The following is a 25,909-nucleotide window of genomic DNA, read 5'->3' as shown; positions in this document are numbered from 1 at the left end:
GATTTTTTTTTATATATAATAAACATCATAAAAACGACGGAAACAGTGTTCATGAAATTGGATAAATTTGATCGTGAGATATTGCGGGTATTGCAGCAAGACGCCACAGTGTCTATGGCCGACCTAAGCCAGCGCGTGGGACTTTCTCATACACCTTGCTGGCGCAGGGTAAAGCGTATGGAAGCAGATGGCATCATTTTAGGCAAAGTAACCTTGCTAAACAGCAAAAAACTCAATCTAGGTGTGTCTGTTTTTATTTACGTTACGCTAAAAAACCACGATGGCGATTCATTGACGGATTTTGAAAATGCCGTTCAAAATATTGATGAAATTGTAGAATGTCATACTACAAGTGGTGAGAAAGATTATCTATTGAAGGTTATTGTGGAAAGCATTGAAGAGTACGAGTTTCTACTTAAAACCAAACTTACACATCTACCTCTTGTTGATCACCTAAGCTCTACGTTTGCGTTGAAGCAAGTTAAAAATACCACCGAGCTACCTATTAAAAGACAGTAGTTGATTAGCACAAAAAGGCCGCATTGTGGTTTGACTCTAACGTTTTAGAGTCACTCCAAATGCGGCCTTTTTTATTCTGGATAGAAAATGCGAAACCTTAATTTGCGTCGACTTGATTCTCAGGCTTTGCCTTGATGAATGCATCTAATGCATTGCAATTATCGGCTATTTTGCTAATCAACGGATACTGAGACATATCAACATTAAAGCGTAAAGCGTTGTACACTTGAGGCACAAGGCATACGTCAGCCATGGTGATATCGAAATCAAAGCAATATTTCCCTGCTTGCGTCTGCAAACGCTTTTCTATGCCATCAAACCCAACCTTAATCCAATGCGAGGCCCAGCGTGCCACATCGTCTTGTTGTGCATCGAAATTTCCCTTTAACGCATTAAGCACTCTAAGGTTACCCAAGGGCTGAATATCACAGGCAATATCCTGCGCCAATGCTCTAACGCGAGCTCGTTCAGTGCGGTGCTCTGGAATAAGGCGATGCTCCCCGTCATATCGTTCATCCAAATACTCGATAATAGACATTGACTGGTTAAGGATGATGTCTTCATCCTCATCGACCAAGGTAGGAACCAAATGTGAAGGATTTAGGCGTGTATAGTTTTCCCCGTGCTGCTCACCACCATTATTCACTAAGTGAACCGGCACGTATTCGTATTCCACACCTTTTAGATTAAGCGCAATACGCACTCGATAAGATGCTGTTGAACGCCAGTAACCATACAATTTGATGCTCATAAAACCACCTAGATTTTCTAGTTAAAATGGTTGTGGAATTGCAGCCTTAATTACGTAGCTGCAATTTCACATTTTTGCCTTGCACCACGCTGTGCGATTAGCTAAGTGGCTTTACTTGCTGTTCAATGGCACCAAACACACTGTTACCGTCGTTATCGAGCATTTCAATACGAATACGATCGCCAAACTGCATAAATGGTGTAGATGGCTTACCATCTCGAATCGTCTCGATCATACGCACTTCAGCAATACACGAGTACCCTAGCCCACCCTCAGAAATCGCAGAGCCATGTTCGGTGCCTTGTTTGTTCGACACAGTACCTGAACCAATAATAGCGCCGGCACCTAAGTTGCGACTCTTCGCGGCGTGAGCGACCAATTGACCAAAGTTGAATGTCATATCTTGACCGGCTTCGGGCTTACCAAATAATTCACCGTTGTAGGTAGAACGAAGTGGAAGGTGTACTTTGCTGTCACTCCACGCATCACCTAACTCATCTGGCGTCACTGCAACGGGTGAGAAGCTCGACGCAGGTTTCGATTGGAAGAAACCAAACCCTTTCGCCAACTCACCAGGGATGAGGCCGCGAAGCGATACATCATTTACCAACATCACTAAGCGAATACGCTCTGCAGCCTGCTCTGGCGAACACGCCATTGGCACATCGTCAGTGACCACAGCAACTTCGCCTTCAAAATCTATTCCCCAATCGTCACTTGGCAGAATAATATCATCGTTAGGTCCGATGAAATCATCAGAACCACCTTGATACATTAGAGGGTCTGTCCAAAATGTTTCTGGCATTTCAGCGCCACGAGCTTTGCGCACTAACTCTACGTGGTTAACGTAGGCACTGCCATCAGCCCACTGGTAGGCACGCGGAAGCGGAGATTCGCAGCGCGTGGGGTCAAATGCCACACTTTCGCAACTATTGTCGTTAAGCTGCTGATAACGCATTTGTAATTGAGGAGCGATGTCTTGCCAGTTATCCAATGCCTCTTGCATTGTTTTTGCAATATCTTGTGCGCTACACGCTCGAGAAAGATCGCGCGACACCACCATTAAGCAGCCATCGCGAGTTTCATTCTTATAAGTAGCCAATTTCATTTGTCATTCCTCGAATCTACATTGTCTTTTCTATAACTATAGTTATGCCACTAAAAACGGGGTATTGAGAAGCAACAAACATGCGAAGTTTTTGGGCGCTGTAAGAAACCCTGTACGCAAAAAGTGTGACGGATTCCTCTAACCCCTTATTTATTGAGGGAAACGCGTGTTGTAAATAAAACGTAACACGCGTTGAGAGACTGATTTTTCACTAAGTTGTGAACAGAACCACTCTTTAGAAGCGGGATTGCTACAGTTTAACAGTGGCCTTATTAATACCATATTCCCGCAGTTTATTGGCAATTGCCGTATGGCTTAACCCTAACTTTTTCGCTAACTGACGAGTACTTGGGTAGAAAGGGTAAAGACGTTTTAACAAATCCTTTTCGAACTTTTTCACTTCTTCATCTAACGTGCCATCAAAGTTCTCATCAATGTAAGTAACACTAGGCGCACAACTTGGCAGTTGAATGTCTTCTTTGGTAATTTCTTTTCCATCAAGTAACGACAATGCACGATATAAAGCATTCTGTAATTGTCTGACATTACCCGGCCACGGGTATTGTTGCAGAAAGTCAACGCATGATTTACTCAGTTTCGCTGGACGTCGGCCCAATTTCGTACTGTGTTGAACTATAAACGACTCTGCCAGAGGCACAATATCTTGGCGTCTGTCTTTCAAAGACGGCATCACTAAACTCAATACGTTAAGTCGATAATATAGCTCTTTTCTAAATCGGCCTTCTTCAACAAGCTGTCCTAAATCGCGACACGTGGTACAAATAAAGCGTACGTCAACTTTAACCGGCTCTGCATCACCTACACGCCTAAACTCGCCGTCTTCCAATACGCGTAGTAATTTTGCCTGCAGTTGAGAAGACATATCAGCAATTTCGTCAAGAAGCAGTGTTCCACCCTTAGCCTGCTCAAGTAACCCAACCTTTGCATTTGGCTGATTAAAGGCACCTGCTGCATAGCCAAACAATTCAGTTTCTGCCACGCTATCAGGTAGAGACGCACAATTAAGCGCTAAGAACGCACCTTCACTGCGACGACTCGATTGATGGCATGCTCTTGCGATCATTTCTTTACCCGTGCCCGTTTCGCCAAAAATAAGAATTGGCGCGTCGAGGTCTGCGACACGCTTGGCCTCATGCACTACGCGTTTCATAAAAGGAGAGTGCGTAACAAAGCGGTCAAAACTGTCTGTGGGCGATTGGTGAAACGCGGTAAATTGCTGCCCTAAACGCATTTCTGATTTAAGAATAACCACCGCCCCTGCCATAATTTTGTTTTGATCACCATCGGGTACAGTAATGGGCAACATATCAGCAAGGTAGTCTTGCTGAATAAACTTCACTTTCGACGTTTGAGGGCCGGGGGATTTACCATCCATCCATTTGATGAAATTGAAACCTTTCACCACTTCACTAATATCAGTGCCTTCAATCTCACTGCTGGCTATCTCTAAACCAGCACAGACAGCTTCGTTACATAATAAAATATTGCCTTTAGCATCAATTGAGAAAACCGGATCGGGCAACGTGCGTAGAATCGCAGAAAGCTGGTTTTTCTCACGCTCACCAGGCATAAACAGCGTAGTCTTAACATCATCGATTCCGTCGATGCGACGAATCTGAGGCATCAAATGCTGAAAATCGGCAAACTCAATATTGGGAAAATTAAGGAAAATTTTACCTGCCGGATCAATTTCGATACCTCGCAGGTCAATTTCTTTGGTAACTAGAATATCTAAAACGTCTTGTGTAATTCCAAGGCGATCCTGACAACTGATTTCTAAGCGCATAGGGTGTTATAGTAAGGTTTGTAAACTTATATGTACAAGATACCATACTTTTACAAAAAGATAACAATATAATTGTTACAGAAGTTGAAAAATGCGATGAATGACGCACAAATAATCTGGAAGGCTTTCAAATACAAAGAATGCCGCGTCATCGAGCGGCATCCTATAAAAAGTACATTTATTTAACAAGCTCTGTTTAACGTACTAGCTTGCTTTTTTCTCTTTAGGAGGGAAAAGTGGGGAAAACAAACCTAAAGACTTTGCCTCTTCCACCAAAGCCATGATGTCCATTTCTGCCAACTCAAACAAGTGATCAAACTCTGGCAAGATATAATACAAAGGTTGCATTATATCTATTCGATAAGGTGTTCTTAACGCATCTATTGCGGTTAATGGGTTGCGCAGTGGTTTATCACTATCAAGCGCATAAATGGTTTCACCTGGAGATGACAGGATCCCGCCGCCATAGATTTTAAGGTCACCTTTTGCGCGCACTAAACCAAATTCAACCGTAAACCAGTACAAACGCGCAAGGTATACCCTGTCTTCCTTGCTCGCCTCTAGCCCCAACTTACCGTAGGTATGCGTGAAATGCGCAAAGGCTGGGTTAGTTAAAAGCGGGCAATGACCAAATACTTCGTGGAAGATGTCTGGCTCTTGCAAATAATCAAACTCTTCACGTGTACGGATGAAGGTAGCTACTGGAAACTGTTTATTGGCCAATAGGCGAAAAAACTCTCCAAAGTTAATGAGAGCGGGCACTTCAGCTGTTTGCCACCCCGTTTTTTCCATTAACACGCGGTTGATGTCAGGTAGCTGTGGAATTTTATTTTGGCTGAGATTTAACAGCTCAAGACCATCGAGATACTCCTGACATGCACGTTCTTTCACTAAAGGAATTTGTCTAGCGTACAATTCAGACCAAATCTGATTTTCTTCATCGGACCATGCGATAAAGCCGTTTTCATCAGATTCTCTTGATTGGTACTGGGTCGATTTTGGCATAACTTCAATTAACCAATTTTCCGTAAAAAGTATGAACATTAGTCTAATGAAAAACAGACTTTGGAAAAGTAGCGATGCGTTTGGAGCATTGCTTTTTGCTGTAACAAGAATTTTACATCAAAGATTTAAAGCGCTGATTTCGAAAACAAAAAAGCCGCTCTTAGAAAGCGGCTTTGTGAGTTATTACGAGGCTGTTATAGGCGACTAATTTCTTTATTTAGCTGATACTCTCTAGACGTAACATACGTCTCCATTTTACGTAGTCGACTTTCTGCTTTTTCGAAACGGTTGCGAATGTCGTGAAAGGCTTGCTTTGGCGGCTCACCTGCTTGCCACACTTTTGTTTTCACTTCCACTTTAGGGCTTTTCACCTGGCCTGCGTTAGGATTTCTCCAACCTTTACCTTTCGAAAATACAGGCTGTGGCTGCTCAGTTTCCAATCCGCTAGGCTTTTTATCTAAGATGAACCATGCTGCGACATAAGCGACTAACATAAATGGCCCAGCTAAAAGGAAAAACCCGGTTACCACTAAAATTCTTACCAACCATGTTTCTAGACCGAAGTATTCTGCTACGCCTGAACATACACCGGCAATTCTTGCATTGTCTGGGTTGCGATAGAGCTGTTTACCGTTTCTCATGCTCTATTCCTCCACTCAGGTGCCTCGCTATCTAGAATGGCTTCAAGGGTCTCGATACGTTCACTCATTTTTTCAGCTTGCTCTGCAAGCACTTGGAGTGTGGCGTACTCTTCGGCACTTAACCCTTGGCTAACTTGTTTCTTGCTGCGGTAATGCAAGATTAACCAAATTGGCGCAACAAAAATTGTGAATACAATTAACGGCGTTACCAATAATGCAATGATACCTTCTTCCATCTCGTAATCTCCAACAAACCCCGATCAGTCTGCCTCACTCTTATCCTAACTGGTGAGGCAGCACCCTATTCTTATTATTCTGACTTTTCAGTGCTTTTATTCGCACCTTTAACTTTAGCTTTTAATGCCGCTAATTCGTCTTCAACTTTGTCGCTAGCTTCTAATTCAGCGAACTCGTCTTGTAACGTTTTCTTGCCTAGATCGTATGCTTCAACTTGAGACTCAAGGTCATCAATTTTACGCTCATACTGTTCGAAGCGGCCCATTGCGTTATCTACTTTACTGCTATCAAGCGTCTTTTTCACCTCTAATCGCGAACTTGCGGTTTTTTGGCGCATGATAATCGCTTTCTGGCGTGTCTTAGCGTCTGCTAGCTTTTCTTGAAGCTGACTGATTTCATCTTGAAGCTTGCTAATTTGCTCTTCAACAATCGTTAACTCTTTGCTCAACGACTCAGCCGCCTCTGCTGATTTCTTCTTCTCTTGAAGTGCCGCACGAGCCAAGTCTTCACGGTCTTTGCTTAGTGCCAATTCCGCTTTGGCTTGCCAATCACTTGCGTCACTTTCGTATTTCGCAATTTGATTAACGATATCTTTTTTGTTCGCTAGTGTTTTCGCTGAAGCTGAACGCACTTCTACTAGCGTGTCTTCCATTTCCTGAATGATTAATCTAACCATTTTTTCAGGATCTTCCGCCTTATCTAAAAGCGCATTTATGTTTGAATTCACAATATCTGTGAAACGCGAGAAGATACCCATAATAATTACCTCTTGCTAAATATCTGGTTGTCGAAACAACTCATTTGATAAACACGGTTACTCTTGCCATTAATATATACAATATGCTTGCCAACCTGCAAAAACTTGTAAACCACTGATTAAAATAAGCTTTTATTCATTTCAAATAATGCTCGTTTATCCATATTTTTTGTTCTACACTATTAATTGGTCGAAATGACTAACTTTTGAGGGATTTAATGAGTAGGTATCGCCAACAAGACAATTTGCTAGGCCAAGCAAATAGTTTCTTAGAGATTTTAGAGCAGATTTCACAAATAGCACCGTTAGATAAACCCGTATTAGTTATAGGAGAGCGTGGTACGGGTAAAGAGCTTATTGCAGCGCGTTTGCATTTCTTATCGAAACGCTGGGACCAAAACTACGTAAAACTAAATTGTGCTGCGCTAAGCGAGAGTTTGTTAGAAAGTGAACTCTTTGGTTATGAAGCTGGTGCATTTACGGGAGCTTCAAAACGAAGAGAAGGACGCTTTGAAGTTGCACATAATGGTACGCTATTTTTAGATGAACTTGCTAACACTTCAGGGCTTATTCAAGAGAAACTACTACGCGTTGTTGAATACGGCGAATTTGAACGTGTCGGTGGCAGTAAGTCAGTTAAAACTGACGTACGTTTAATTGCCGCTACCAACGAAGACTTGCCCACATTGGCAGAGGCTGGAGAGTTTAGAGCCGACCTACTCGACAGACTGGCCTTTGATGTAATCACAATCCCTCCACTTCGCGAGCGCCGAGAAGATATAATGATGCTTGCTGAAAACTTCGCAATTAACATGGCGCGCGAGATGGAAATGGAGTTATTTAGTGGCTTTACCGAGAAAGCTAAGCGCACACTACTTGATTACGATTGGCCAGGTAACATACGTGAGCTAAAAAACGTGGTTGAGCGAGCAGTTTACCGCACCAATAACCCTCACCTTCCTGTGCATGAAATTGTATTAGATCCGTTTGAATCAGTTTTCCGCCCTACAAGCCGAGTGAAGACAAACGATCGAGTAAGTACCGAGAGTATTGCCACACCTACTGCACCCCAGGCTAGTGAACCAAGCCATTCTATTGAGTCAGTCGCACCAAAAGCCGCCGACATACCCGAAAATATCGATTATCCTATTGATTTGAAAGAACGCTCTCAACAATATGAGATAGATATGATAAAACAGGCACTTGCTGACAGTCAGTTTAATCAAAAGAAAACAGCCGATAAGCTAAGTCTGACGTATCATCAGCTTCGTGGTTACCTTAAAAAGTACAATTTACTAGATTCTTCCGCTGAGAACGTCGAGGCGTAAAGCATGTTAAATGGTTTTGTAAAGCGTTTGGCCCTGTGCCTATGTAGCGCACTGCTTGTCGTCTCCTGCGGCAAGCAAAATAAACAAGCGTTTTACAACACTGGTGTTATTTACTGCTCAGAAAGTAACCCTGTTACATTTAACCCTCAGCTAGACACATCAAGTACGACTTCTGACGCGACGTCTCATCAACTTTATGACCGCTTGTTAGACTTTGATCCAGACTCAGGACGCATTGTACCGAGCTTAGCGAGTAGTTGGTTGGTGACAAACGATGGTTTAACCTATGCGTTTCAATTACGCAAAGATGTAGCCTTTCACACCACTGACTATTTTACGCCAACGCGTAACTTCAACGCTGACGATGTTATTTTTAGTATTGATCGATGGCGATTGAACTCACATTCGTATCATTATGTATCAGGTGGTCGCTACCCCTATTTTGAAAGTCTTGGGCTCGCGCAGAATATCGCGGCCGTTGAGCGTGTCAACGGCTACCGTGTCGAGATAACACTCAAGCGCAGAGACAGTTCTTTTCTAGCAAATCTTGCCACTGACTTTGCCGTCATTTTATCTGAAGAATATGCCACTCATCTGGCAGAACAAGGTACACCGAGTAAAATTGACCAACTCCCCATTGGCACTGGTCCATTTAAGTTCGACAGCTACCGTAAAGACCACTTTATCAAATACCTCCGCCACTATGACTATTGGCGGTTGGCTGAGCTACAAAAGTCTCAACAACTTGCGTCAGTTAATTCAACTGAATTCGACGAGCAACTTGAAGAGCAACAACCTGAAGAGGCAAAGCCGCAGCATGTTGAACAACTTATCTTTGATATTACGCCAAAGAGTTCCTTGCGTTTGGCTAAGCTTATGACTGGCGAGTGTGATGCTACGGCTTTTCCCGCGCAGACAGAGCTTGAAGTCATCCGCACAAGAGACGACCTAATCTTGGCAGAAAAACCCGGACTTAATATTGGTTTTTGGGCGTTTAATACACAACGACCACCGTTTGATAACCCCATTGTTAGAAGAGCCCTAGCCGCGGCTATCGATAAAAACACGCTGCTTGAAGCGGTTTATTTTGATAGCGCAACCCGCGCGAAAACTTTATTACCGGCGGCTAGCTGGGCCTTTCAAAACGATGCAGACGATACCGCTTATAACCCTGTTCTTGCGAGAAAACTACTGGCTGATGCCGGTATTGAGCAGGGCTTCACAATGACCATATGGGCGATGCCCGTAGAGCGAGCATATAATCCTAACGCCAATAAAATGGCTGAACTTATTCAACGTTACCTGCGTGATGTGGGGGTTGAAGCCACTATTGTAAGTTATGATTGGGCAACCTTTAGGCGCCACCTTTTGGAAGGTCTCCATGACTCAGTGCTTATTGGCTGGTCGGCGGACAATGGCGATCCCGACAACTTCTATCGACCATTGTTAAGTTGCGACGCTATACCCTCCGGCACAAACAGAGCCATGTGGTGCAATGAAGATTATGATAGATTGCTCAATGAGGCACTACAGACTGACGATATCGATGAGCGCAGTGCTATTTATCAGCAAGTAAACCGCTTACTGTATGAGCGCTTGCCTCTTGTACCCATTGCTCATGCCTATCGCTACCAAGCGTATCGACAAGAACTTGAGCATATGACAATTAACCCCTTCGGTGGTGTTCGCTTTGGTGGAGTTGAGAAAACGCTGTGATCCAAATCCTCGTTAGATATTGCACATTACTTGTACTCACCCTTTTGGTGTTAGCTGTAATGTCGTTTTCGTTAGCCTATTTATTCCCCGGCGACACATTGGAAAATCTCACAGGTTTAGTACCGCAAAATGAGATACAGCGTCAGGCATTAGAGCGACAGTTTAAGCTAGATAGCGGTTATGTGGTTCAGTTTTTCAATTATCTGGGAAACCTAGTCACCGGCGAATGGGGCTATAGTTTCACCTCAGGGCTACCGCTTCGCGACGAGGTTGGCGTTGCCATGCCTGCCACTATAGAGTTAGCCACCTATGCAATGTTGATGGCATTATTTGTTGGCATTCCATTAGGATATTACGCAGGCATTCGCTGCTATTCAACGTCAGATCATTTAATAAACAGTGCAAGTATCACAACGTATTCTTTTCCTGTGTTTTGGTTTGCGCTATTACTCATATTAATCTTCAGCTTACAATTAGATGCTGCGCCCTTGTCAGGGCGAATAAGCCTGCTTTATGACATTGAACCGGTAACTGGTTTTATTTTGATAGACATACTAGTAAGCAATGTCGAGAATAAGTCGTTAGCATTTAAAGATGCGCTGTCACACTTAGCGCTGCCCACATTCGCCATTGGTGCAATTACCACTGCTTCGATGATACGGATAACAAGGCGCTCTGTTATCGATGTAAAACATCGTCCTTACATCGCAGCCGCTGTTTCTCGCGGACTTTCAAGTTGGCAAATTTTCTTTCGTCACGTGTTGCGAAATGCTCTGCTTCCTATATTGCCACTGATGGCAATACAAATCACAACGCTAATTACCAATGCCATGATTGTAGAGACACTATTTTCGTGGCCTGGCATCGGTAATTGGTTAATACAGGCTATTTACCAGCGAGATTATCCGGCGCTTCGCATAGGCATGATGGCGGTATCAACCCTAGTTATTACATTGACTATACTCGTCGACTTATTTAATCGATTGATAGACCCAAGCAGAGAGAAATACGAACGTGCCACAGTTTAGTTTATACGACGAAGAGTTCCATCCGTCGCCGTGGCAGCGGACATGGGCTGCCTTTAAAGCGAGTCACATCGCTATGGTTGGCTTGTTTATGCTGGGCTTATTTGTCTTTTGTGCACTTTTTGCGCCTGTTATCACCCCATATGATGCAATAGAACAAAACATCGATGGCTTGCTGGTCCCCCCAAGCTGGATGGCTAATGGTGCCATTTCACATTTTTTTGGTACTGACGCACTGGGTAGAGACCTTTTTACACGTATTATTTATGGGTGTCGTATCACGTTGGGAACGGCGTTTATAACGGTTGTTTTAGCTATGCTTGTTGGCGTAAGTTTAGGAACGTTTGCAGGCATGCTGCGCGGTGTACGCTCAAGTATTGTGAATCACTTGCTTGATGCACTTATGGCAATACCTACACTACTTATTGCTATCATCATTGTCGCAATTCTAGGAACGGGATTGGTTAACAGTATGTGGGCCATAACATTGGCGCTTATTCCACAGTTCGTTCACCACACCCGAAGCTTTGTCCGCCAAGAAATGAAGAAAGAGTACATTATTGCATCGAAACTTGACGGTGCCAGTAGGTGGCAACTTTTCGTGCATTCTATTTTGCCCAATATGACAGAGATGCTTGTGGTCCAAGGTACATTGGCACTTTCTATTGCTGTTATCGACATTTCAGCGCTGGGCTTTTTGAGTTTAGGTGCGCAGTCGCCACTTCCAGAGCTTGGTGTTATTTTAGCGGACGGTTTGGACGTGGCCTATCTGGCACCATGGAATGTAGCTGTGCCTGGTATGGCAATTTTCTTTCTTGTACTGTCGATTAATATTGTTGGCGACGGTTTACGCTCAGCACTAAGAAAAAGAGTGAGTCACTAAAATGCCAATGCTTGATATCAAAAACCTCACCCTTGAAATGCAAAGTAGTGATGGAACAATTAAGGCATTAGATAAAGTCAATTTATCAGTGAGCAGTGGTGAAATCAGAGCGCTTGTAGGTGAATCGGGGTCAGGAAAAAGCTTAATTGTATCGGCAATTTGTGGCGCGCTGCCTAATCAGTGGAACCTTACTGCAGATCGAATGAGTTGGAACGGTGAAAACTTATTAGGCATGTCGGTGCAACAGCGCAGAGAAGTCATGCGCAGAGAAATTGCTGTGGTATTTCAAAACCCGCAAGCCAGCCTCGACCCGTCGGCCACATTAGGCGAACAGTTGGAAGAGAGTATTCCCGATGAATTTGTCGAAGGCACATGGTTCTGGCAAAGAGCACAACACCGTAAAAAGATTGCGATAAGCACGGTACATAAAGTAGGGATCAAGCACCACAAGCATTATCTAAGCGCCTTCCCTCACCAAATTCCCGCCGACATCGGCCAGAAATTTATGATTGCCATGGCGTTGGTATCACAACCAAAGTTACTTATTGCCGACGACCCTACGCGCGGAATGGAGCCCACTACCAAAACGCAAATTCTTAAGCTTTTTACGCGGTTAAATCAAACTCGCTCATTGTCGATTTTGTTTGTAAGTCATGACTTACTTGCGATTGCTAGCATGTCTCATTCAATGACAGTGCTTTATGCAGGGCAAACTGTTGAATCTGGCAAGATGAAGCATATTAAAAAGCGGCCATTGCATCCGTACACCAAAGCACTACTTGATAGTGCACCGAGTTTTCGAAAAGATTTACCACCAAAATCGCATTTACCGACACTTGGTGGTTCTATTCCAACTCTTCAGCATTTACCCATTGGATGCCGGTTAGGGCCTCGATGCCCAAGAGCGCAACGTGCCTGCGTGCAAACACCTGCAGTACGCCGTATTCATGACCATAGCTATAGTTGCCATTACCCGTTGCATATGGAGAAGCTGTAATGGACATCATGCAGGTTAAACAACTGACTTTTATTCACAACGAGAAAAAACGCTGGCTTAAGCGACCAGAAATCTTTCAGTTAGGCCCTGTGGATTTAAGTGTGAAACGAGGAGAAACCATTGCAATTATTGGTGAGAATCGTTCTGGAAAATCGCTGCTTGCTAAGCTTTTAGTTGGTGCCATTCCTGCTGATGCTGGCGAGATAGAAATAAATACGCATAAATATTTGGCGAAGTATCAATCTAAGGAAAGCCAACAAAAGCGTACGCACGATATCCGCATGATTTTACAACACAGTAGTGAGTCGATGAACCCGGCTGTGCCAGTAGGTAAAATTCTCGACGAGCCTCTTCGCTTAAATACGGATTTAACCGAAGCTCAAAGAAAACCCATAGTGGAAGATATGCTGGTTAAAGTCGGCCTACTTCGCGAGCATTATTACTTTTACCGGCATATGCTGTCAGACGGTCAGCAACAACGCGTGGCGCTCGCTAGAGCTATTGTACTCAAACCTAAAGTACTTGTCGCAGACGAGCCTTTCGCGGCCCTAGACCCCTCGATTCGCTCTCAAACTGTCAATTTGATATTGGAGTTGCAACAAGAATTAGGGCTCGCCTTTATTTTTATTAGCCACAATTTGGGTATTGTCCGTCATATTGCCGATAGGATAATCGTGATGGAGAACGGTGAAATTGTGGAAGAAGGCAAAACTGAAACCATTTTCAGATGGCCACAGCACGTGAGAACCAAGAAGTTAGTCACCGCTTATCAATCTTTAGTGCCCCAACATACTATTCGATAGCCATTACTACGTTTACATGGCGTTTACGTGGGCTATTGAGTAAAGAAAAGGGCAAGTAATGAAAGGGCGGCTTCGCAGCCGCCCTTTCATTATGTCGTTTTTAGCCTTTTAAACTGCAACTTGGCTAGCCTACCAACGCGAGCAATATCCCCGCCGCTACCGCGCTACCTAACACACCCGCCACATTTGGCCCCATCGCATGCATTAACAAGAAATTGTGTGGATTAGCTTCAAGTCCAACTTTGTTAACCACACGCGCGGCCATAGGAACGGCAGAAACCCCTGCAGCACCAATTAATGGGTTAATGGCACCGCCTGACATTCTACTCATGAGTTTTGCCATCAGTACGCCTGCAGCGGTACCAATTGCAAACGCGATGGCGCCTAGCCCTAAAATTCCAAGCGTCTCGACAGTCAAAAACTTATCTGCTGAGAGTTTTGAGCCCACGGCAAGCCCTAAGAATATTGTTACTGTGTTGATAAGCTCGTTCTGAGCTGTCTTACTTAGCCTGTCGACCACACCACATTCTTTCATTAAATTGCCAAAACAAAACATGCCAACTAGTGGCGTGGCCGCCGGTAGGAACAAGATTGTTAAAAACAATACGGCAAGCGGAAAAATTATTTTTTCTCTTTGCGATACCGGACGCAACTGGCCCATTTTTATCTCGCGCTCTTCTTTAGTGGTTAACGCTTTCATTATTGGCGGCTGAATAATAGGCACTAACGCCATGTATGAATAGGCGGCAACCGCAATAGCGCCGAGCAAATCGGGAGCCAAACGTGACGCTAAAAAGATAGCTGTAGGCCCATCTGCGCCGCCAATAATGGCAATAGCGCTAGCGTCTTTTAGCGTAAACTCGAAACCGGGTACCCAATTAAGGGCAATGGCCCCAAACAATGTAGCGAATATGCCGAACTGTGCAGCAGCACCTAACAATAACATTTTAGGGTTTGCGATAAGTGCACTAAAGTCAGTCATCGCGCCAACACCCATAAAAATAAGCAAGGGAAACACACCCGTGTCTATGCCTATTTTGTATATGTAATACAACAGTCCTCCAGCCTCAGAGAAGCCTGCTAGAGGAATATTAGTAAGTAACGCACCAAAACCTATTGGCAATAATAGAAGCGGCTCAAATTTCTTTACGATGGCTAAGTACAATAAGCCAAAGCCCACCGCCATCATCACTAGTTGGCCCGCCTCAAAGTGCGCAAGCGCTGTGCTATCCCAAAGCACCATAAACTTGTCCATGAACTACCCCAATGCAATCAGCGCTTGCCCGCTACTTACGCTGTCACCCTCTGCGGTCATTATTTGGGTAACCGTGCCACTGAACGCGCTTCTGATTTCAGTTTCCATTTTCATGGCTTCAAGGATCATGACAACGTCCCCCTCCTCTACCACATCGCCATTTGAAACAAGTACTTTAAACACATTACCTGCTAGAGGCGCATCTATTGTTTGTGCACTAGCTGGCGTTTTTTCAGTGGTAGGCGCGGCTTGCGTTGTTGCAACTTCAGATACATGGCTTAGCGCGCCGCTAGGTGCAACTTGAACACGGTAGACTTTACCATCCACATTGACATCGTAAGTCTCTGCTTTTTGCTGTGATTGTGCTTCAGACGATACTGCTGTACTTGATGTCGCTCGGTTAGGTCCAGATTCTTCCTTTTCACTGGTCGTCGGAGCAGGCTCAAACGCATCAGGATTACCTCTATTTTCGAGGAATTTAAGCCCGATTTGAGGAAACAGTGCATAAGTCAATACATCGTCAACCTTCGCTTCGCACAGGCTAATGCCTTTTTTCTCTGCCAACGCGTCGAGTTCTTCACTTAATGCATCCATCTCAGGCGCAATATTATCAGCAGGTCGGCAGGTAATTGGTTCAGCACCGTCTAATACTCTTTGCTGCAACGCCTTATTCACCGGCGCTGCGGTTGCTCCGTATTCACCTTTGAGTACGCCGGCAGTTTCCTTGGTAATACTTTTATAGCGTTCACCCGTTAGAACGTTCAACACAGATTGTGTACCCACTATCTGTGATGTTGGGGTTACCAGCGGTATAAATCCCAAATCTTCACGGACACGAGGGATCTCTTTCAACACCTCTTCAAATTTGTCTTCGGCCCCTTGTTCCTTAAGTTGACTTTCCATATTCGTCAACATTCCACCAGGTACTTGAGCAAGTAAAATACGTGCATCAACGCCTTTTAAACTGCCTTCAAACTTACTGTATTTTTTTCGCACGTCTCGAAAATAGCTTGCGATTTCTTCAAGGTGAGGGAGGGAAATGCCCGTGTCGCGTTCAGTACCTTCAACGATAGACACCATAGTTTCGGTAGCAGAGTGGCCATAAGTCATGCTCATAGACGATATGGCCGTATCCAGCATATCAATACCCGCATCAATAGCCTTTTGGTAGGTTGCTGTGCTAAGGCCAGTTGTCGCGTGACACTGCATTGCAATAGGTACGCTGACCGACTCTTTTAAACCTTTAATCAACGCTTCACACTCATAAGGCTTAAGTAGTCCAGCCATATCTTTAATACAAATAGAGTGAACCCCAAGATCTTCTAGCTGCTTTGCCATATCGAGCCACAACTGCAAGTTGTGTACAGGGCTGACCGTGTATGAAATAGTACCTTGAGCGTGAGCACCGCAATCGATAGTTGCTTTAATGGCGGTCTTAAGGTTACGAATGTCATTCATTGCATCGAAAATGCGAAATACGTCAACACCGTTTTCGTGTGCTCGCTCTACAAAACGCGTTACCACGTCATCTGCATAGTGACGGTAGCCCAGTAAGTTTTGCCCGCGAAGTAGCATTTGCTGTTTTGTGTTAGGCATCGCCGCTTTGAGTTTACGTATGCGCTCCCAAGGATCTTCTCCTAAATAACGAATACAGGCATCAAATGTGGCGCCTCCCCATGATTCAACCGACCAAAAACCAGCTTTATCCAGCTTTTCTGCAATCGGAAGCATGTCTTCTATGCGCATGCGAGTGGCAAGTAGAGACTGGTGAGCATCACGTAAAACTAGCTCGGTTAAGGCCAGTGGCTTAGACATGGTATCTCCCAAATTAATTATTTTTGTGAATTCTGACGATGTGTGTGAATAGCAGCAGAGATAGCGGCAATAACATTGCCATCAATACCGGGTTGGATAGCTTGATTGGGCCGTTTAGTCGTAATTGTGGCCTCTGAAACGTCCCCAGGGAATGCTTCACAGAAGCGTGCGATAAGATGTATACCAATGATAAGCAAGCCTAAAAAAGAAAATACAAATAGCATCCCTATTAGCATTAACGAGCCGGCTTCCAAAAGCAAACTTGCAACGGATTGTGAATTCATGTTCAACCTTGTTGTAGTGTAATATCAATGCGCACAAGTAGTGTGATTGCGTAAGCTGGACGCAATTCACGCTCATAAATGCGCTGATATAAGTATCATGGCAATACTAAAAAAACAACGAAATAGAATAAAAAACCACTATTTTGTCATAAAAACGCATTTTAAATCATTTTTTGATGCTTAAAATACATAATCTTGCAAAAAGAAAACTTACGACTGACTTGCATAGTCTATTTAGTATGCACAAGTATGAGAGAAATAAACAAGGAAAAAGAAAGAAGATAAACATAAAAAAACCCACCTCGATGAGGTGGGTTTTCTTATATGGCGCGTGTGGGATTACTCGGGCAATCCTGCCCTCGCCCCTTCGGGGCCGCGCTGAAGCGCGTTCAAATTCGTTCCCGACGAATTTGTCGAACCTCTTGTCGGTTCAAATCTTTCCAAACAAACATAAAAAAAACCCACCTCAATGAGGTGGGTTTTCTTATATGGCGCGTGTGGAAGGATTCGAACCTCCGACCGCCTGGTTCGTAGCCAGGTACTCTATCCAGCTGAGCTACACACGCGTTAACTTGTATACTTTTGAATTTTACTTCAAAAGGTGACGCTTTTAAATAAGTGGCGCGTGTGGAAGGATTCGAACCTCCGACCGCCTGGTTCGTAGCCAGGTACTCTATCCAGCTGAGCTACACACGCGCAAAACTTTTTGTTGACTGCCACTATCAACGAATAATGGCGGAGAGGGAGGGATTCGAACCCTCGATACGCGTATATGCGTATGGTTCCTTAGCAGGGAACTGGTTTCAGCCACTCACCCACCTCTCCGGAAGTGCGGTGCATTTTACGGATTCATGGGCGCGAGTCAAACCTTTTTTATAAAGAAATTGTTCGCTCGCTGGCATTTTAACCGATTCGTTCAAAAAAAAGGTATTTTGTTTACCTTGCATACAGTTTTCTTTGATATTTCAACGCTAACCTGAAAATTAAAAGCGAAAAAAAACATGTAACGCTAACGAACACTTCTTAAAAACTTAGCTCATTTTTAAAAATTTTTGGATTTTTTTTGAAAATATTAAGCGAATAATGCTGTCATTATTTTCAAAGCTAACCAACGCTGTTTATTTTACCTACAAAAAAGGCCAGCTATAGCTGACCTTTTCACTATGAAGACTTTAATGCCTTTATTCTGCAGATCCTGGCTGACCGCCTTTTTCCGCTTGAATACGCATATAAATCTCTTCACGGTGCACAGAAACTTCTTTTGGTGCGTTAACACCGATACGTACCTGATTCCCTTTTACACCTAGAACGGTAACAGTCACATCGTCACCAACCATAAGCGTTTCACCAACTCGACGAGTCAAAATAAGCATTCGCTTGCTCCTGTTCCTTAATACTGAACATATCCATTTAAGTTTGCTGCCACTGGCACGACCCAGTGATAGCGACAGTGATTCCCTGTTTCTGTGTCACTTCAAAAACCCACTGTTATATACAGAAATAATTATAGCTTATCCTGTAACCATGCGTTAACTGATTCTAACGCACCAGCAAGGTTTTCCGGCTTATCACCACCCGCCTGTGCCATATCTGGGCGACCGCCCCCTTTACCACCAACTTGTGATGCGACGAAGTTTACAAGTTCGCCCGCCTTAACTTTGCCAGTTAGGTTTTTAGTTACACCAGCAATAAGATTCACTTTTGCTTCGTTAGCTACACCTAATACTACGATACCTTCGCCAATTCGGTTTTTAATGTCGTCCATCATTGCACGCAATGACTTGGCCTCTACACCTTCCAAATTTGCAACCAGTACTTTAACGCCATTTATTTCTACTGCATTACTAAGCATATCAGCACCTTGCTGACTCGCCAGTTTTTGTTTTGCAGAATTGAGCGCTTTTTCTAGTTCTTTAGTCTGATTTTGCAACGCTGTAACGCGCTCAAGCACATTTTGCGTATCAGTTTTTAACATTGCAGAAAGCGATGAAAGCGCAGCTTGCTGAGATTGCACTAAGGCGATTGCTTGCTCTCCGGTCACTGCCTCAATACGGCGAACCCCAGAAGCAATACCGGCTTCACTGGTAATTTTAAACAGGCCGATATCACCTGTGCGAGTAACGTGTGTGCCACCACAAAGCTCTACTGAGAACGGCCCCATTGTAACAACACGTACCTTTTCGTCGTACTTCTCACCAAATAATGCCATTGCACCTGATGCTTTTGCTTCTTCAAGCTCCATCAACTCGGTTGCAAGCGCGTGGTTTGCACGAATCTCTTCATTTACGCGGCGCTCGATATGTGAAAGCTGCTCTGCTGTCACTGCCTCAAAGTGAGAAAAGTCAAAACGAAGACGCGGCGCTTCTACCAATGAGCCTTTCTGAGTAACATGTTCACCCAGGATTTCACGCAATGCCGCATGAAGTAAGTGAGTTGCACTGTGATTCTTTTTAATGGCTTCGCGATTAACTGCATCAATGGCCGCCGTTGCGGTATCGCCTTTAGTCACTTTACCTTTCGCTATACCCTTGTGTGCAAACGCATTACCCATTTTTTGCGTATCACTTACCACAAACTCGCCGTTAGCAACACGAAGTACGCCCTTGTCGCCCGCTTGACCGCCGCTTTCGGCATAAAACGGTGTGCTGTCTAGTACCACAACACCTTCTTGCCCGTCATTAAGCTCATCAACAAACGCATTGTCGGCAATTAGTTCAACAACATTTGCACTACCTTCAACATCGGTATAACCAGTAAACGCTGTTTCGTGCTCTATAGCCAGTTTAGTGTTGTAATCTGCGCCAAAGTTGCTCGCTTGTTGAGCGCGAGCCCGTTGCGCTTGCATAGCAGCTTCGAAACCTTCTTCATCAATTTTCAGGTCGTGTTCACGGGCTACGTCGTTTGTTAAGTCTGTAGGAAAGCCGTATGTATCATAAAGTTTAAATACCACATCACCTGGGATAGTATCGCCCTCAAGACCTTCTAACGTTTCGTTAAGCATCGCCATGCCACGAGCCAGTGTTTTGCTAAACTGCTCTTCTTCAACACGAAGTACTTTTTCTACAACAGGTAATTGGTCAACAAGCTCTGGGTAAGCCTCGCCCATTTCTTTGGCAAGTGATGCCACAAGCTTATAGAAGAAAATGTCATTCGCTCCCAACTTGTAACCATGACGTACTGCTCGACGAATAATACGACGCAATACATAGCCGCGGCCCTCATTCGATGGCATAACGCCATCACAAATAAGAAAACTACATGAGCGAATGTGATCAGCGATTACACGTAGCGACTTATTTTCTAAATCATCAGAGCCTACAATTGACGCCGCTGACTTGATCAGATTTTGGAACAAATCAATCTCATAGTTGCTGTGTACGTTTTGCAAAATAGCAGAGATACGCTCGAGCCCCATGCCTGTATCTATTGACGGTTTTGGTAATGGTTCCATGGTGCCATCAGCTTGTTTGTTAAACTGCATGAATACCAGGTTCCAAATCTCAATAAAGCGGTCGCCATCCTCTTCAGGTGTTCCAGGAGGACCACCCCAAATATGCTCACCGTGATCGTAGAAAATTTCTGAACATGGTCCACACGGCCCCGTGTCACCCATTGACCAGAAGTTGTCAGAAGTGCTGATGCGGATGATTTTCTCTTTTGGCACACCAATGTGGTTTTCCCAAATATCAAATGCCTCATCATCTTCTGAGTACACGGTAACGAGTAACTTTTCTTTCGGAAGGCCAACTTCTTGCGTCAAAAATGTCCACGCAAATTCAATGGCTTCTTTTTTGAAGTAATCGCCAAAGCTGAAGTTACCCAACATTTCAAAGAACGTATGGTGGCGAGCTGTATAGCCCACGTTTTCTAGATCGTTGTGTTTACCACCAGCACGCACACAGCGCTGAGAAGATACAGCGCGTGTGTAACTGCGTTTTTCCGCACCCAAAAAGGTATCTTTAAACTGATTCATACCCGCATTGGTGAAAAGAAGCGTGGGATCATCTGCTGGGACCAGTGACGAACTGGCCACTGCTTGGTGACCATGACTTTTGAAATATTCGATAAACTTGTTACGCAAGTCAGCAGTTGATAATGTCATTGAAAACCTAACTTCCTTTATTCGATTAATATGATGTGTAACGCCATAAATTTACGATGGCTTCGCGAATTAATGCAGCATGCTGCACTTAGTGATAAACACGTATCGTAAAACGCGCACAGATTTGCGCAACGATATCACGGATAGCGCGTTTTTGTTAAGTCAAAGCACGCACTCTACCACACAAAAATGCCCATAAATGCGTCAAAAATGGCCATCATTCACTGAATCAATCGCCACTTACTGCATATTCGATGTGTTCTTGGTAAAAGCCTCTGTACTGAAGAAATTGCTTTTGTTTTTGACGAAGCCCAAAATCTGATTCAAAAAAGTCACCAAATTTTTTAATTTTTACGGCTTTGGCACTTTCAAACCAGTCTGGTTCTATTTCATCAAAAGCGCGACTAACACAATGCTCACTAACACCGTATTGCTGCAAGTCCAGCTTGATTGCACGTGGCCCTTTACCTTTCATATACAGTGCCCGTGCTCTGCTTTCGGCAAAGCGTTCATCACTTTGAATGTCAGCGTCACGGAATTCCTCTAATATGGGACTAAATGCTTCGCTTTCTATCCCTTTTAGGGAGAGTTTTCGAGCAATCTCGCTATAGCTATGCTCTCGTCGTGCCAGCATGCGAGTAATCGCGTCGGTAATGATTTTTCGATCAAACTCTGACATTTTGTGAACTTACTCTTTAATTGTTTACGTATTAAGAGCCGAAATTCGGCGCAACTGACCTCATTGAACTTCGCGGTTCATAGGTTCGGTAAAAATGAGTTAAACGTGCGTGTTGGCAATGAATTACACCATAAAAATAATCGACAATTTTGCGCAAATTAACGAGGCACAATGGAATTCGCTCGCACGTGATGCCGGGCCATTCTTACAACACGCATTTTTGCGTGCACTAGAACAAAGCCAATGCTGTACTCATGAAACCGGCTGGCAGCCTTGCCATATTGTCCTTTTAGATAACGAACGCATTGTAACGGCAATTCCCGGCTATCTAAAGACACACAGCTATGGTGAGTATGTTTTCGATCACGCATGGGCTAATGCCTATCATCAACATGGTTTAGACTACTATCCCAAATGGATAAGTGCGATCCCATTTACACCGGTTACAGGGAAGCGTTTATTGGTTGCTAAGGGCATAACGCTATCTCGCCAATTATTTACTGAAATTGAAACAAGGTTGAGGCAATATTGTGAGAATACCTACGGCGTGAATTTGTCTTCGCTTCACTGGCTATTCGACGATCAACGGCCCACCTATCTTTCTAGCCATTCAGATTATTTATCTCGCTATAGTGTTCAGTTTCAATGGCATAACTATGGTTACGACAGCTTTGATGACTTTCTTCGCACACTGACTTCTCGAAAGCGCAAAGAGATAAAAAAACAACGGCGGGTACATGCAGAAAATGGCATTCACTTTAAGCATGCTTCAGGAAGCGACATCACCCCAGAGACGTTATTGTTTTTTGTCCAATGTTACAAAGCAACCTATCTGAAACGAAGTGGTCATGAGGGCTACCTGAATGAGACATTTTTTGAGCGCTTAGTAAAAACCATGTCCCAAAACATGCATATTGTTACAGCATTTGAGCACGAAAAACCTGTGGCGTCTGCATTGTTTTTCTTCGATGAAACTGGGCTTTATGGTCGATACTGGGGTTCATTGAAAGACATTAGCGGGCTACATTTTGCGTGCTGCTATTTCGAGGGAATTGAATTCGCAATTGCGAAGAAACTGCCTTTATTCAACCCCGGCACACAAGGTGAGCATAAAATACTTCGCGGATTTGAACCTATTTATTGCCGTTCGTACCATCGTCTTTTTGAGCCTGCGTTTCATCAAGCTGTTGCGCAGTTTTTACAGCAAGAAACACAACATCTTGCTGCCTATTTTAATCAGGCACGGAATGCTTTACCGTTTAACAAGGAATTTGTGCCTACTTTAAAAACAACAAGTGTCATTAACCCTAACGACGACACTCATCATCACAACGAGAAAAACTATGAAACATAAACTTCTTGCCGTAGCGATAGCGGCCTCACTTGGACTTGCGGGCTGTGGTCAGTCAGAACAAGTAAAAGAACAAACAACCGCTGCCAAAACCGAAATGCCAAAAGGTGAAGCTGAATTAGGCTCTTTTGGTGTAGATTTATCAGCCCGCAATGAAGCCATTAAACCAGGCGATGATTTCTTTATGTACGCAAGTGGTACTTGGTATGACAATTACGAGCTCCCGGCTGATAAAACGCGCTTTGGCGCATTCACGGCGTTGGCCGAACGCAGCGAAGAGCAAGTTAAAAATATTATCGATGGCTTAATGGAAAAAGAGTCACTCAACGCAGAAGAAAAGCTCGTTCATGACTTCTTCGTGGCCTACATGGACACTGACACTATCAATGAAAAAGGTATTACTCCCATTGAAGACGTGTTGACTTCTATTGATAGTATTCAAAATAAAAAAGACTTAACTGCCGCATTTGGTAATAGCTGGCTTGTGGGTTCAACATCGCCTATTGGCGGAGGTATGTGGTACAACCGTTTAGACCCCAATGAATACCAACTGAGCGTTGGCGTTGGCGGCCTGGGTTTACCAGACCGTGACTACTACCTAAGCGATGCAGAGCGTTTTGTGAAAATTCGCGAAGCCTATGTTGCACACATCGAGCAAATGCTTGGTTTTGCTGGCGAAGAAAACGCGGCTGAAAAGGCGGCTAATATTCTTGCACTAGAAACCCAAATTGCAGAAGTGCAATGGCCCCGTGAAAAGCGCCGTAACCGCGACCTTACCCTCAATCAAATTGAGCGCAGTAAACTATCAGATGAGTACCCAGGCTTCGATTGGGACACCTACTTCGCGCAGACAGGTTACAAAGTACCTGAACTTAATATCACACAACCTGAGCCAGTTAAGGAAGTCATCAAAGTCATCAACGAAAATGATCTAGGTGACTGGAAGTCATACCTTAAATATCACACCATTTCGAACAATGCAGGTCTTCTTTCAGAAGAGATTTACCTTGCGAACTTTGACTTCTTTGGACGCACACTTAATGGCCAGCAAGAGCCTCGCCCTCGCTGGAAACGTGCGGTAAGCCAAATGTCTGGCACAGAATCACTGGGCTTTGCGATCGGCAAAATTTACGTAAACGAGTACTTCCCAGAAAGCTCAAAAACACAAATGGCCGAACTCGTTGAAAACCTTCGCACTGCGCTGGGTGAGCGTATCGACAACCTTGACTGGATGGGTGAAGAAACAAAAGTTAATGCCAAAGAAAAACTAATGGCGTTTAATCCTAAAATTGGTTATCCAGATGAGTGGCAATCGTTTGAAGGACTAACCATTAGCGACAAAGACCTTATTGGTAATGTTCAGAGTCTGCGCAAGTTCTTCCACGAACAATCTGTCGAGCGTGAGCTTCAAAAAACAGACCGCAACCGTTGGGGCATGACGCCACAGCGTGTAAATGCTTACTACAACAGTTCATTCAATGAAATTGTATTCCCTGCGGCAATTCTTCAACCGCCATTTTTCGATCCTAATGCTGATCCAGCGGTAAACTACGGTGCCATTGGTGCGGTTATTGGACACGAAATGGGTCATGGTTTTGATGACCAAGGTTCAAAGTCAGACGCTAACGGTATTCAACGCAACTGGTGGACTGATTCTGATCGTGCCGCTTTTGAAGCGAAAGCTGATATGTTGGCAGAGCAATACAGTCAGTACGAGCCAATCGAAGGTAACTTCGTAAATGGTCGCAATAGCTTAGGTGAAAACATTGGTGACGTAGGCGGCCTTTCAATGGCATACCATGCATACAAGTTAAGCCTGAACGGTAAAGAAGCGCCAGTCATCGATGGTCTAACCGGCGATCAGCGTTTCTTCCTTGCTTGGGCACAAGTATGGAAAGAGAAACGTACTGAACAAAGTATGCTTAACCAACTGCGCGCAGGCACGCATGCCCCGGGCCGTTTCCGTGCTCAAGCACCACGTAACCATGACGCATGGTATGAAGCTTTTGACGTTAAACCTGGCGATGCACTCTACCTTCCACCTGAAGAGCGCGTTCGCATTTGGTAATAACTTAGTAAGCAAGTTACAAAAAAGGTAGGCTTTAAACGCCTACCTTTTTTATTAGTGAATTATTTGAAAAGTGCACTTCGTTATGTTGAATTTACTTCCCGTATTGACTGACAAGGTCCCTCACGTACTGCTTTACTCGCTCAACAGCAGGTGAAAAATCCCCACTTCCCACACTTCCCATCGCGTATCGCAACCAATATCCATCAATTAATGCCGCAGTAGACGAGGCTGCGTTTTTCACATGCTCTTTTTTGAGTAGTTTGCGATAGCTTGACGCTAAGTTACTTTCAAGTCGTTTGTGGTTTACGCTTTGCAAGCGATGGAGTGTTTCATCGTGCAATGAGAGCGCCCAAAAATTAAACCAAGTGTTAGTTGCTGAGCTCGCACCTTGGGTTTGTGAGAAGTTGTTTTCGATGATGAAGTCGATTCTTTGTAGCGGATCGGCAATTGGTTGAGTTATTTTCAATGCATCGAGAAGGTGACGCATAGTTGCTTCAATCAACCCCTGCTTATCGCCAAAGTAATGGCTGATGATCCCTGACGATAATCCCGCCTTTTTGGCGATTAAGCTAATTGTTGTACTGTGGTATCCCACCTCTGCCATAACGTCTAACGTGGCTTCAATCAGCTGCTTTTTGCGAACTGGTTCCATTCCCACCTTGGGCATGCTACAACTCCAAACCTTCTAAATTAGCGTCTTTTTTATCACTCTTTTTTATGCAGAGTCTCAAAAGATTCGCTCAAAAATTAACTATACCTGCGAAAGACTAGCCTT

23 protein-coding genes and 3 tRNA genes are annotated in these 25,909 nt (G+C 44.1%); 9 read left to right on the top strand and 17 right to left on the bottom strand.

Going from position 1 to position 25,909, the window contains the following annotated elements; translation table 11 throughout:
- Window positions 1-51: 51 nt before the first annotated feature.
- Window positions 52-519 carry an Lrp/AsnC family transcriptional regulator gene (locus tag JN178_RS05415; RefSeq protein ID WP_014948689.1) on the top strand — a complete coding sequence of 156 codons (468 nt, stop codon included), beginning with the start codon at window positions 52-54 and terminating at the stop codon, window positions 517-519.
- Window positions 520-616: 97 nt separating this feature from the next.
- Here JN178_RS05415 and maiA read toward each other — a convergent pair whose 3' ends face one another.
- From maiA to pspA, 7 genes are all read right to left on the bottom strand, one after another.
- Complete coding sequence (maiA, locus tag JN178_RS05410; protein WP_202264288.1) at window positions 617-1,270, bottom strand: maleylacetoacetate isomerase; 654 nt, start codon at window positions 1,268-1,270, stop codon at window positions 617-619.
- A 97-nt stretch (window positions 1,271-1,367) separates the two neighbouring features.
- Window positions 1,368-2,378 (bottom strand): fumarylacetoacetate hydrolase family protein, encoded by a 1,011-nt coding sequence (locus tag JN178_RS05405; protein ID WP_202264286.1) that lies wholly within the window; start codon window positions 2,376-2,378, stop codon window positions 1,368-1,370.
- 250 nt (window positions 2,379-2,628) lie between these two features.
- Complete coding sequence (gene tyrR, locus JN178_RS05400) at window positions 2,629-4,185, bottom strand: transcriptional regulator TyrR (RefSeq protein ID WP_202264276.1); 1,557 nt, start codon at window positions 4,183-4,185, stop codon at window positions 2,629-2,631.
- Between the two features lie 204 nt (window positions 4,186-4,389).
- Complete coding sequence (phhA, locus tag JN178_RS05395; RefSeq protein WP_202264274.1) at window positions 4,390-5,190, bottom strand: phenylalanine 4-monooxygenase; 801 nt, start codon at window positions 5,188-5,190, stop codon at window positions 4,390-4,392.
- Window positions 5,191-5,384: 194 nt separating this feature from the next.
- The gene (pspC, locus tag JN178_RS05390; RefSeq protein ID WP_202264272.1) at window positions 5,385-5,831 is read right to left on the bottom strand and encodes an envelope stress response membrane protein PspC; all 447 of its coding nucleotides are present in this window, start codon (window positions 5,829-5,831) and stop codon (window positions 5,385-5,387) included.
- A complete protein-coding gene (gene pspB / locus JN178_RS05385; RefSeq protein ID WP_159623409.1) occupies window positions 5,828-6,067 on the bottom strand; it encodes an envelope stress response membrane protein PspB in 240 nt (79 codons plus the stop codon). Before pspB ends, pspC begins: the two co-directional genes overlap by 4 nt.
- A gap of 74 nt (window positions 6,068-6,141) precedes the next feature.
- The gene (pspA, locus tag JN178_RS05380) at window positions 6,142-6,825 is read right to left on the bottom strand and encodes a phage shock protein PspA (RefSeq protein ID WP_202264270.1); all 684 of its coding nucleotides are present in this window, start codon (window positions 6,823-6,825) and stop codon (window positions 6,142-6,144) included.
- Between the two features lie 218 nt (window positions 6,826-7,043).
- On the opposite strand from pspA, the gene pspF reads away from it, so the two are divergent.
- The 6 genes from pspF to JN178_RS05350 are packed head-to-tail and all read left to right on the top strand — an operon-like array spanning window position 7,044 to window position 13,577.
- Window positions 7,044-8,153, top strand: coding sequence for a phage shock protein operon transcriptional activator (gene pspF / locus JN178_RS05375; RefSeq protein WP_202264268.1), 1,110 nt, complete (start codon window positions 7,044-7,046; stop codon window positions 8,151-8,153).
- Between the two features lie 3 nt (window positions 8,154-8,156).
- Window positions 8,157-9,869 (top strand): ABC transporter substrate-binding protein, encoded by a 1,713-nt coding sequence (locus JN178_RS05370; RefSeq protein WP_202264266.1) that lies wholly within the window; start codon window positions 8,157-8,159, stop codon window positions 9,867-9,869.
- A 59-nt stretch (window positions 9,870-9,928) separates the two neighbouring features.
- Complete coding sequence (locus JN178_RS05365) at window positions 9,929-10,897, top strand: ABC transporter permease (RefSeq protein WP_202264264.1); 969 nt, start codon at window positions 9,929-9,931, stop codon at window positions 10,895-10,897.
- Entirely contained in the window at window positions 10,884-11,777 is an 894-nt protein-coding gene (locus JN178_RS05360; RefSeq protein ID WP_202264262.1) for an ABC transporter permease subunit, read from the top strand. Before JN178_RS05365 ends, JN178_RS05360 begins: the two co-directional genes overlap by 14 nt.
- Window position 11,778: 1 nt before the next feature.
- Entirely contained in the window at window positions 11,779-12,774 is a 996-nt protein-coding gene (locus JN178_RS05355) for a peptide ABC transporter ATP-binding protein (RefSeq protein WP_202264260.1), read from the top strand.
- Window positions 12,774-13,577, top strand: a complete 804-nt coding sequence (locus JN178_RS05350) for an ATP-binding cassette domain-containing protein (RefSeq protein WP_159623421.1) — start codon at window positions 12,774-12,776, stop codon at window positions 13,575-13,577. The genes JN178_RS05355 and JN178_RS05350 overlap by 1 nt, the downstream gene beginning before the upstream one ends.
- Before the next feature lie 124 nt (window positions 13,578-13,701).
- Here the strand turns inward: JN178_RS05350 and JN178_RS05345 are convergent, their stop codons facing one another.
- The 9 genes from JN178_RS05345 to JN178_RS05305 all read right to left on the bottom strand — a co-directional run bounded on the left by JN178_RS05345 (window position 13,702) and on the right by JN178_RS05305 (window position 21,712).
- Entirely contained in the window at window positions 13,702-14,832 is a 1,131-nt protein-coding gene (locus JN178_RS05345; protein ID WP_202264249.1) for a sodium ion-translocating decarboxylase subunit beta, read from the bottom strand.
- A gap of 3 nt (window positions 14,833-14,835) precedes the next feature.
- Window positions 14,836-16,647, bottom strand: coding sequence for a sodium-extruding oxaloacetate decarboxylase subunit alpha (oadA, locus tag JN178_RS05340; RefSeq protein WP_202264248.1), 1,812 nt, complete (start codon window positions 16,645-16,647; stop codon window positions 14,836-14,838).
- A gap of 17 nt (window positions 16,648-16,664) precedes the next feature.
- Window positions 16,665-16,931, bottom strand: a complete 267-nt coding sequence (locus JN178_RS05335; protein WP_202264246.1) for an OadG family protein — start codon at window positions 16,929-16,931, stop codon at window positions 16,665-16,667.
- A 489-nt stretch (window positions 16,932-17,420) separates the two neighbouring features.
- Window positions 17,421-17,497 (bottom strand) — tRNA-Arg (locus tag JN178_RS05330).
- 53 nt (window positions 17,498-17,550) lie between these two features.
- Window positions 17,551-17,627, bottom strand: a tRNA-Arg gene (locus JN178_RS05325).
- 37 nt (window positions 17,628-17,664) lie between these two features.
- Window positions 17,665-17,756: transfer RNA gene (locus JN178_RS05320), tRNA-Ser, on the bottom strand.
- Between the two features lie 356 nt (window positions 17,757-18,112).
- Window positions 18,113-18,304: a carbon storage regulator CsrA gene (gene csrA / locus JN178_RS05315; RefSeq protein WP_012517705.1), complete on the bottom strand. Its 192-nt coding sequence runs from the start codon at window positions 18,302-18,304 to the stop codon at window positions 18,113-18,115.
- Between the two features lie 131 nt (window positions 18,305-18,435).
- A complete protein-coding gene (gene alaS / locus JN178_RS05310) occupies window positions 18,436-21,033 on the bottom strand; it encodes an alanine--tRNA ligase (RefSeq protein ID WP_202264244.1) in 2,598 nt (865 codons plus the stop codon).
- A gap of 229 nt (window positions 21,034-21,262) precedes the next feature.
- Window positions 21,263-21,712 carry a regulatory protein RecX gene (locus JN178_RS05305; protein WP_202264242.1) on the bottom strand — a complete coding sequence of 150 codons (450 nt, stop codon included), beginning with the start codon at window positions 21,710-21,712 and terminating at the stop codon, window positions 21,263-21,265.
- Window positions 21,713-21,821: 109 nt separating this feature from the next.
- Here JN178_RS05305 and JN178_RS05300 point away from each other — a divergent pair, with 109 nt between their 5' ends.
- On the top strand, window positions 21,822-23,066 hold the full coding sequence (locus tag JN178_RS05300; RefSeq protein ID WP_202264240.1) for a GNAT family N-acetyltransferase: 1,245 nt from the start codon (window positions 21,822-21,824) through the stop codon (window positions 23,064-23,066).
- Window positions 23,056-25,131, top strand: coding sequence for a M13 family metallopeptidase (locus tag JN178_RS05295; protein ID WP_202264238.1), 2,076 nt, complete (start codon window positions 23,056-23,058; stop codon window positions 25,129-25,131). The genes JN178_RS05300 and JN178_RS05295 overlap by 11 nt, the downstream gene beginning before the upstream one ends.
- 94 nt (window positions 25,132-25,225) lie before the next feature.
- On the opposite strand, the gene betI is transcribed toward JN178_RS05295, so the two are convergent.
- Entirely contained in the window at window positions 25,226-25,786 is a 561-nt protein-coding gene (gene betI, locus JN178_RS05290; RefSeq protein ID WP_159623437.1) for a transcriptional regulator BetI, read from the bottom strand.
- Window positions 25,787-25,909: the final 123 nt, after the last annotated feature.

Source organism: Alteromonas sp. KC3 (assembly GCF_016756315.1).
Taxonomy (GTDB): Bacteria; Pseudomonadota; Gammaproteobacteria; order Enterobacterales; family Alteromonadaceae; genus Alteromonas.
This window is presented reverse-complemented; position numbering and strand designations above follow the sequence as displayed.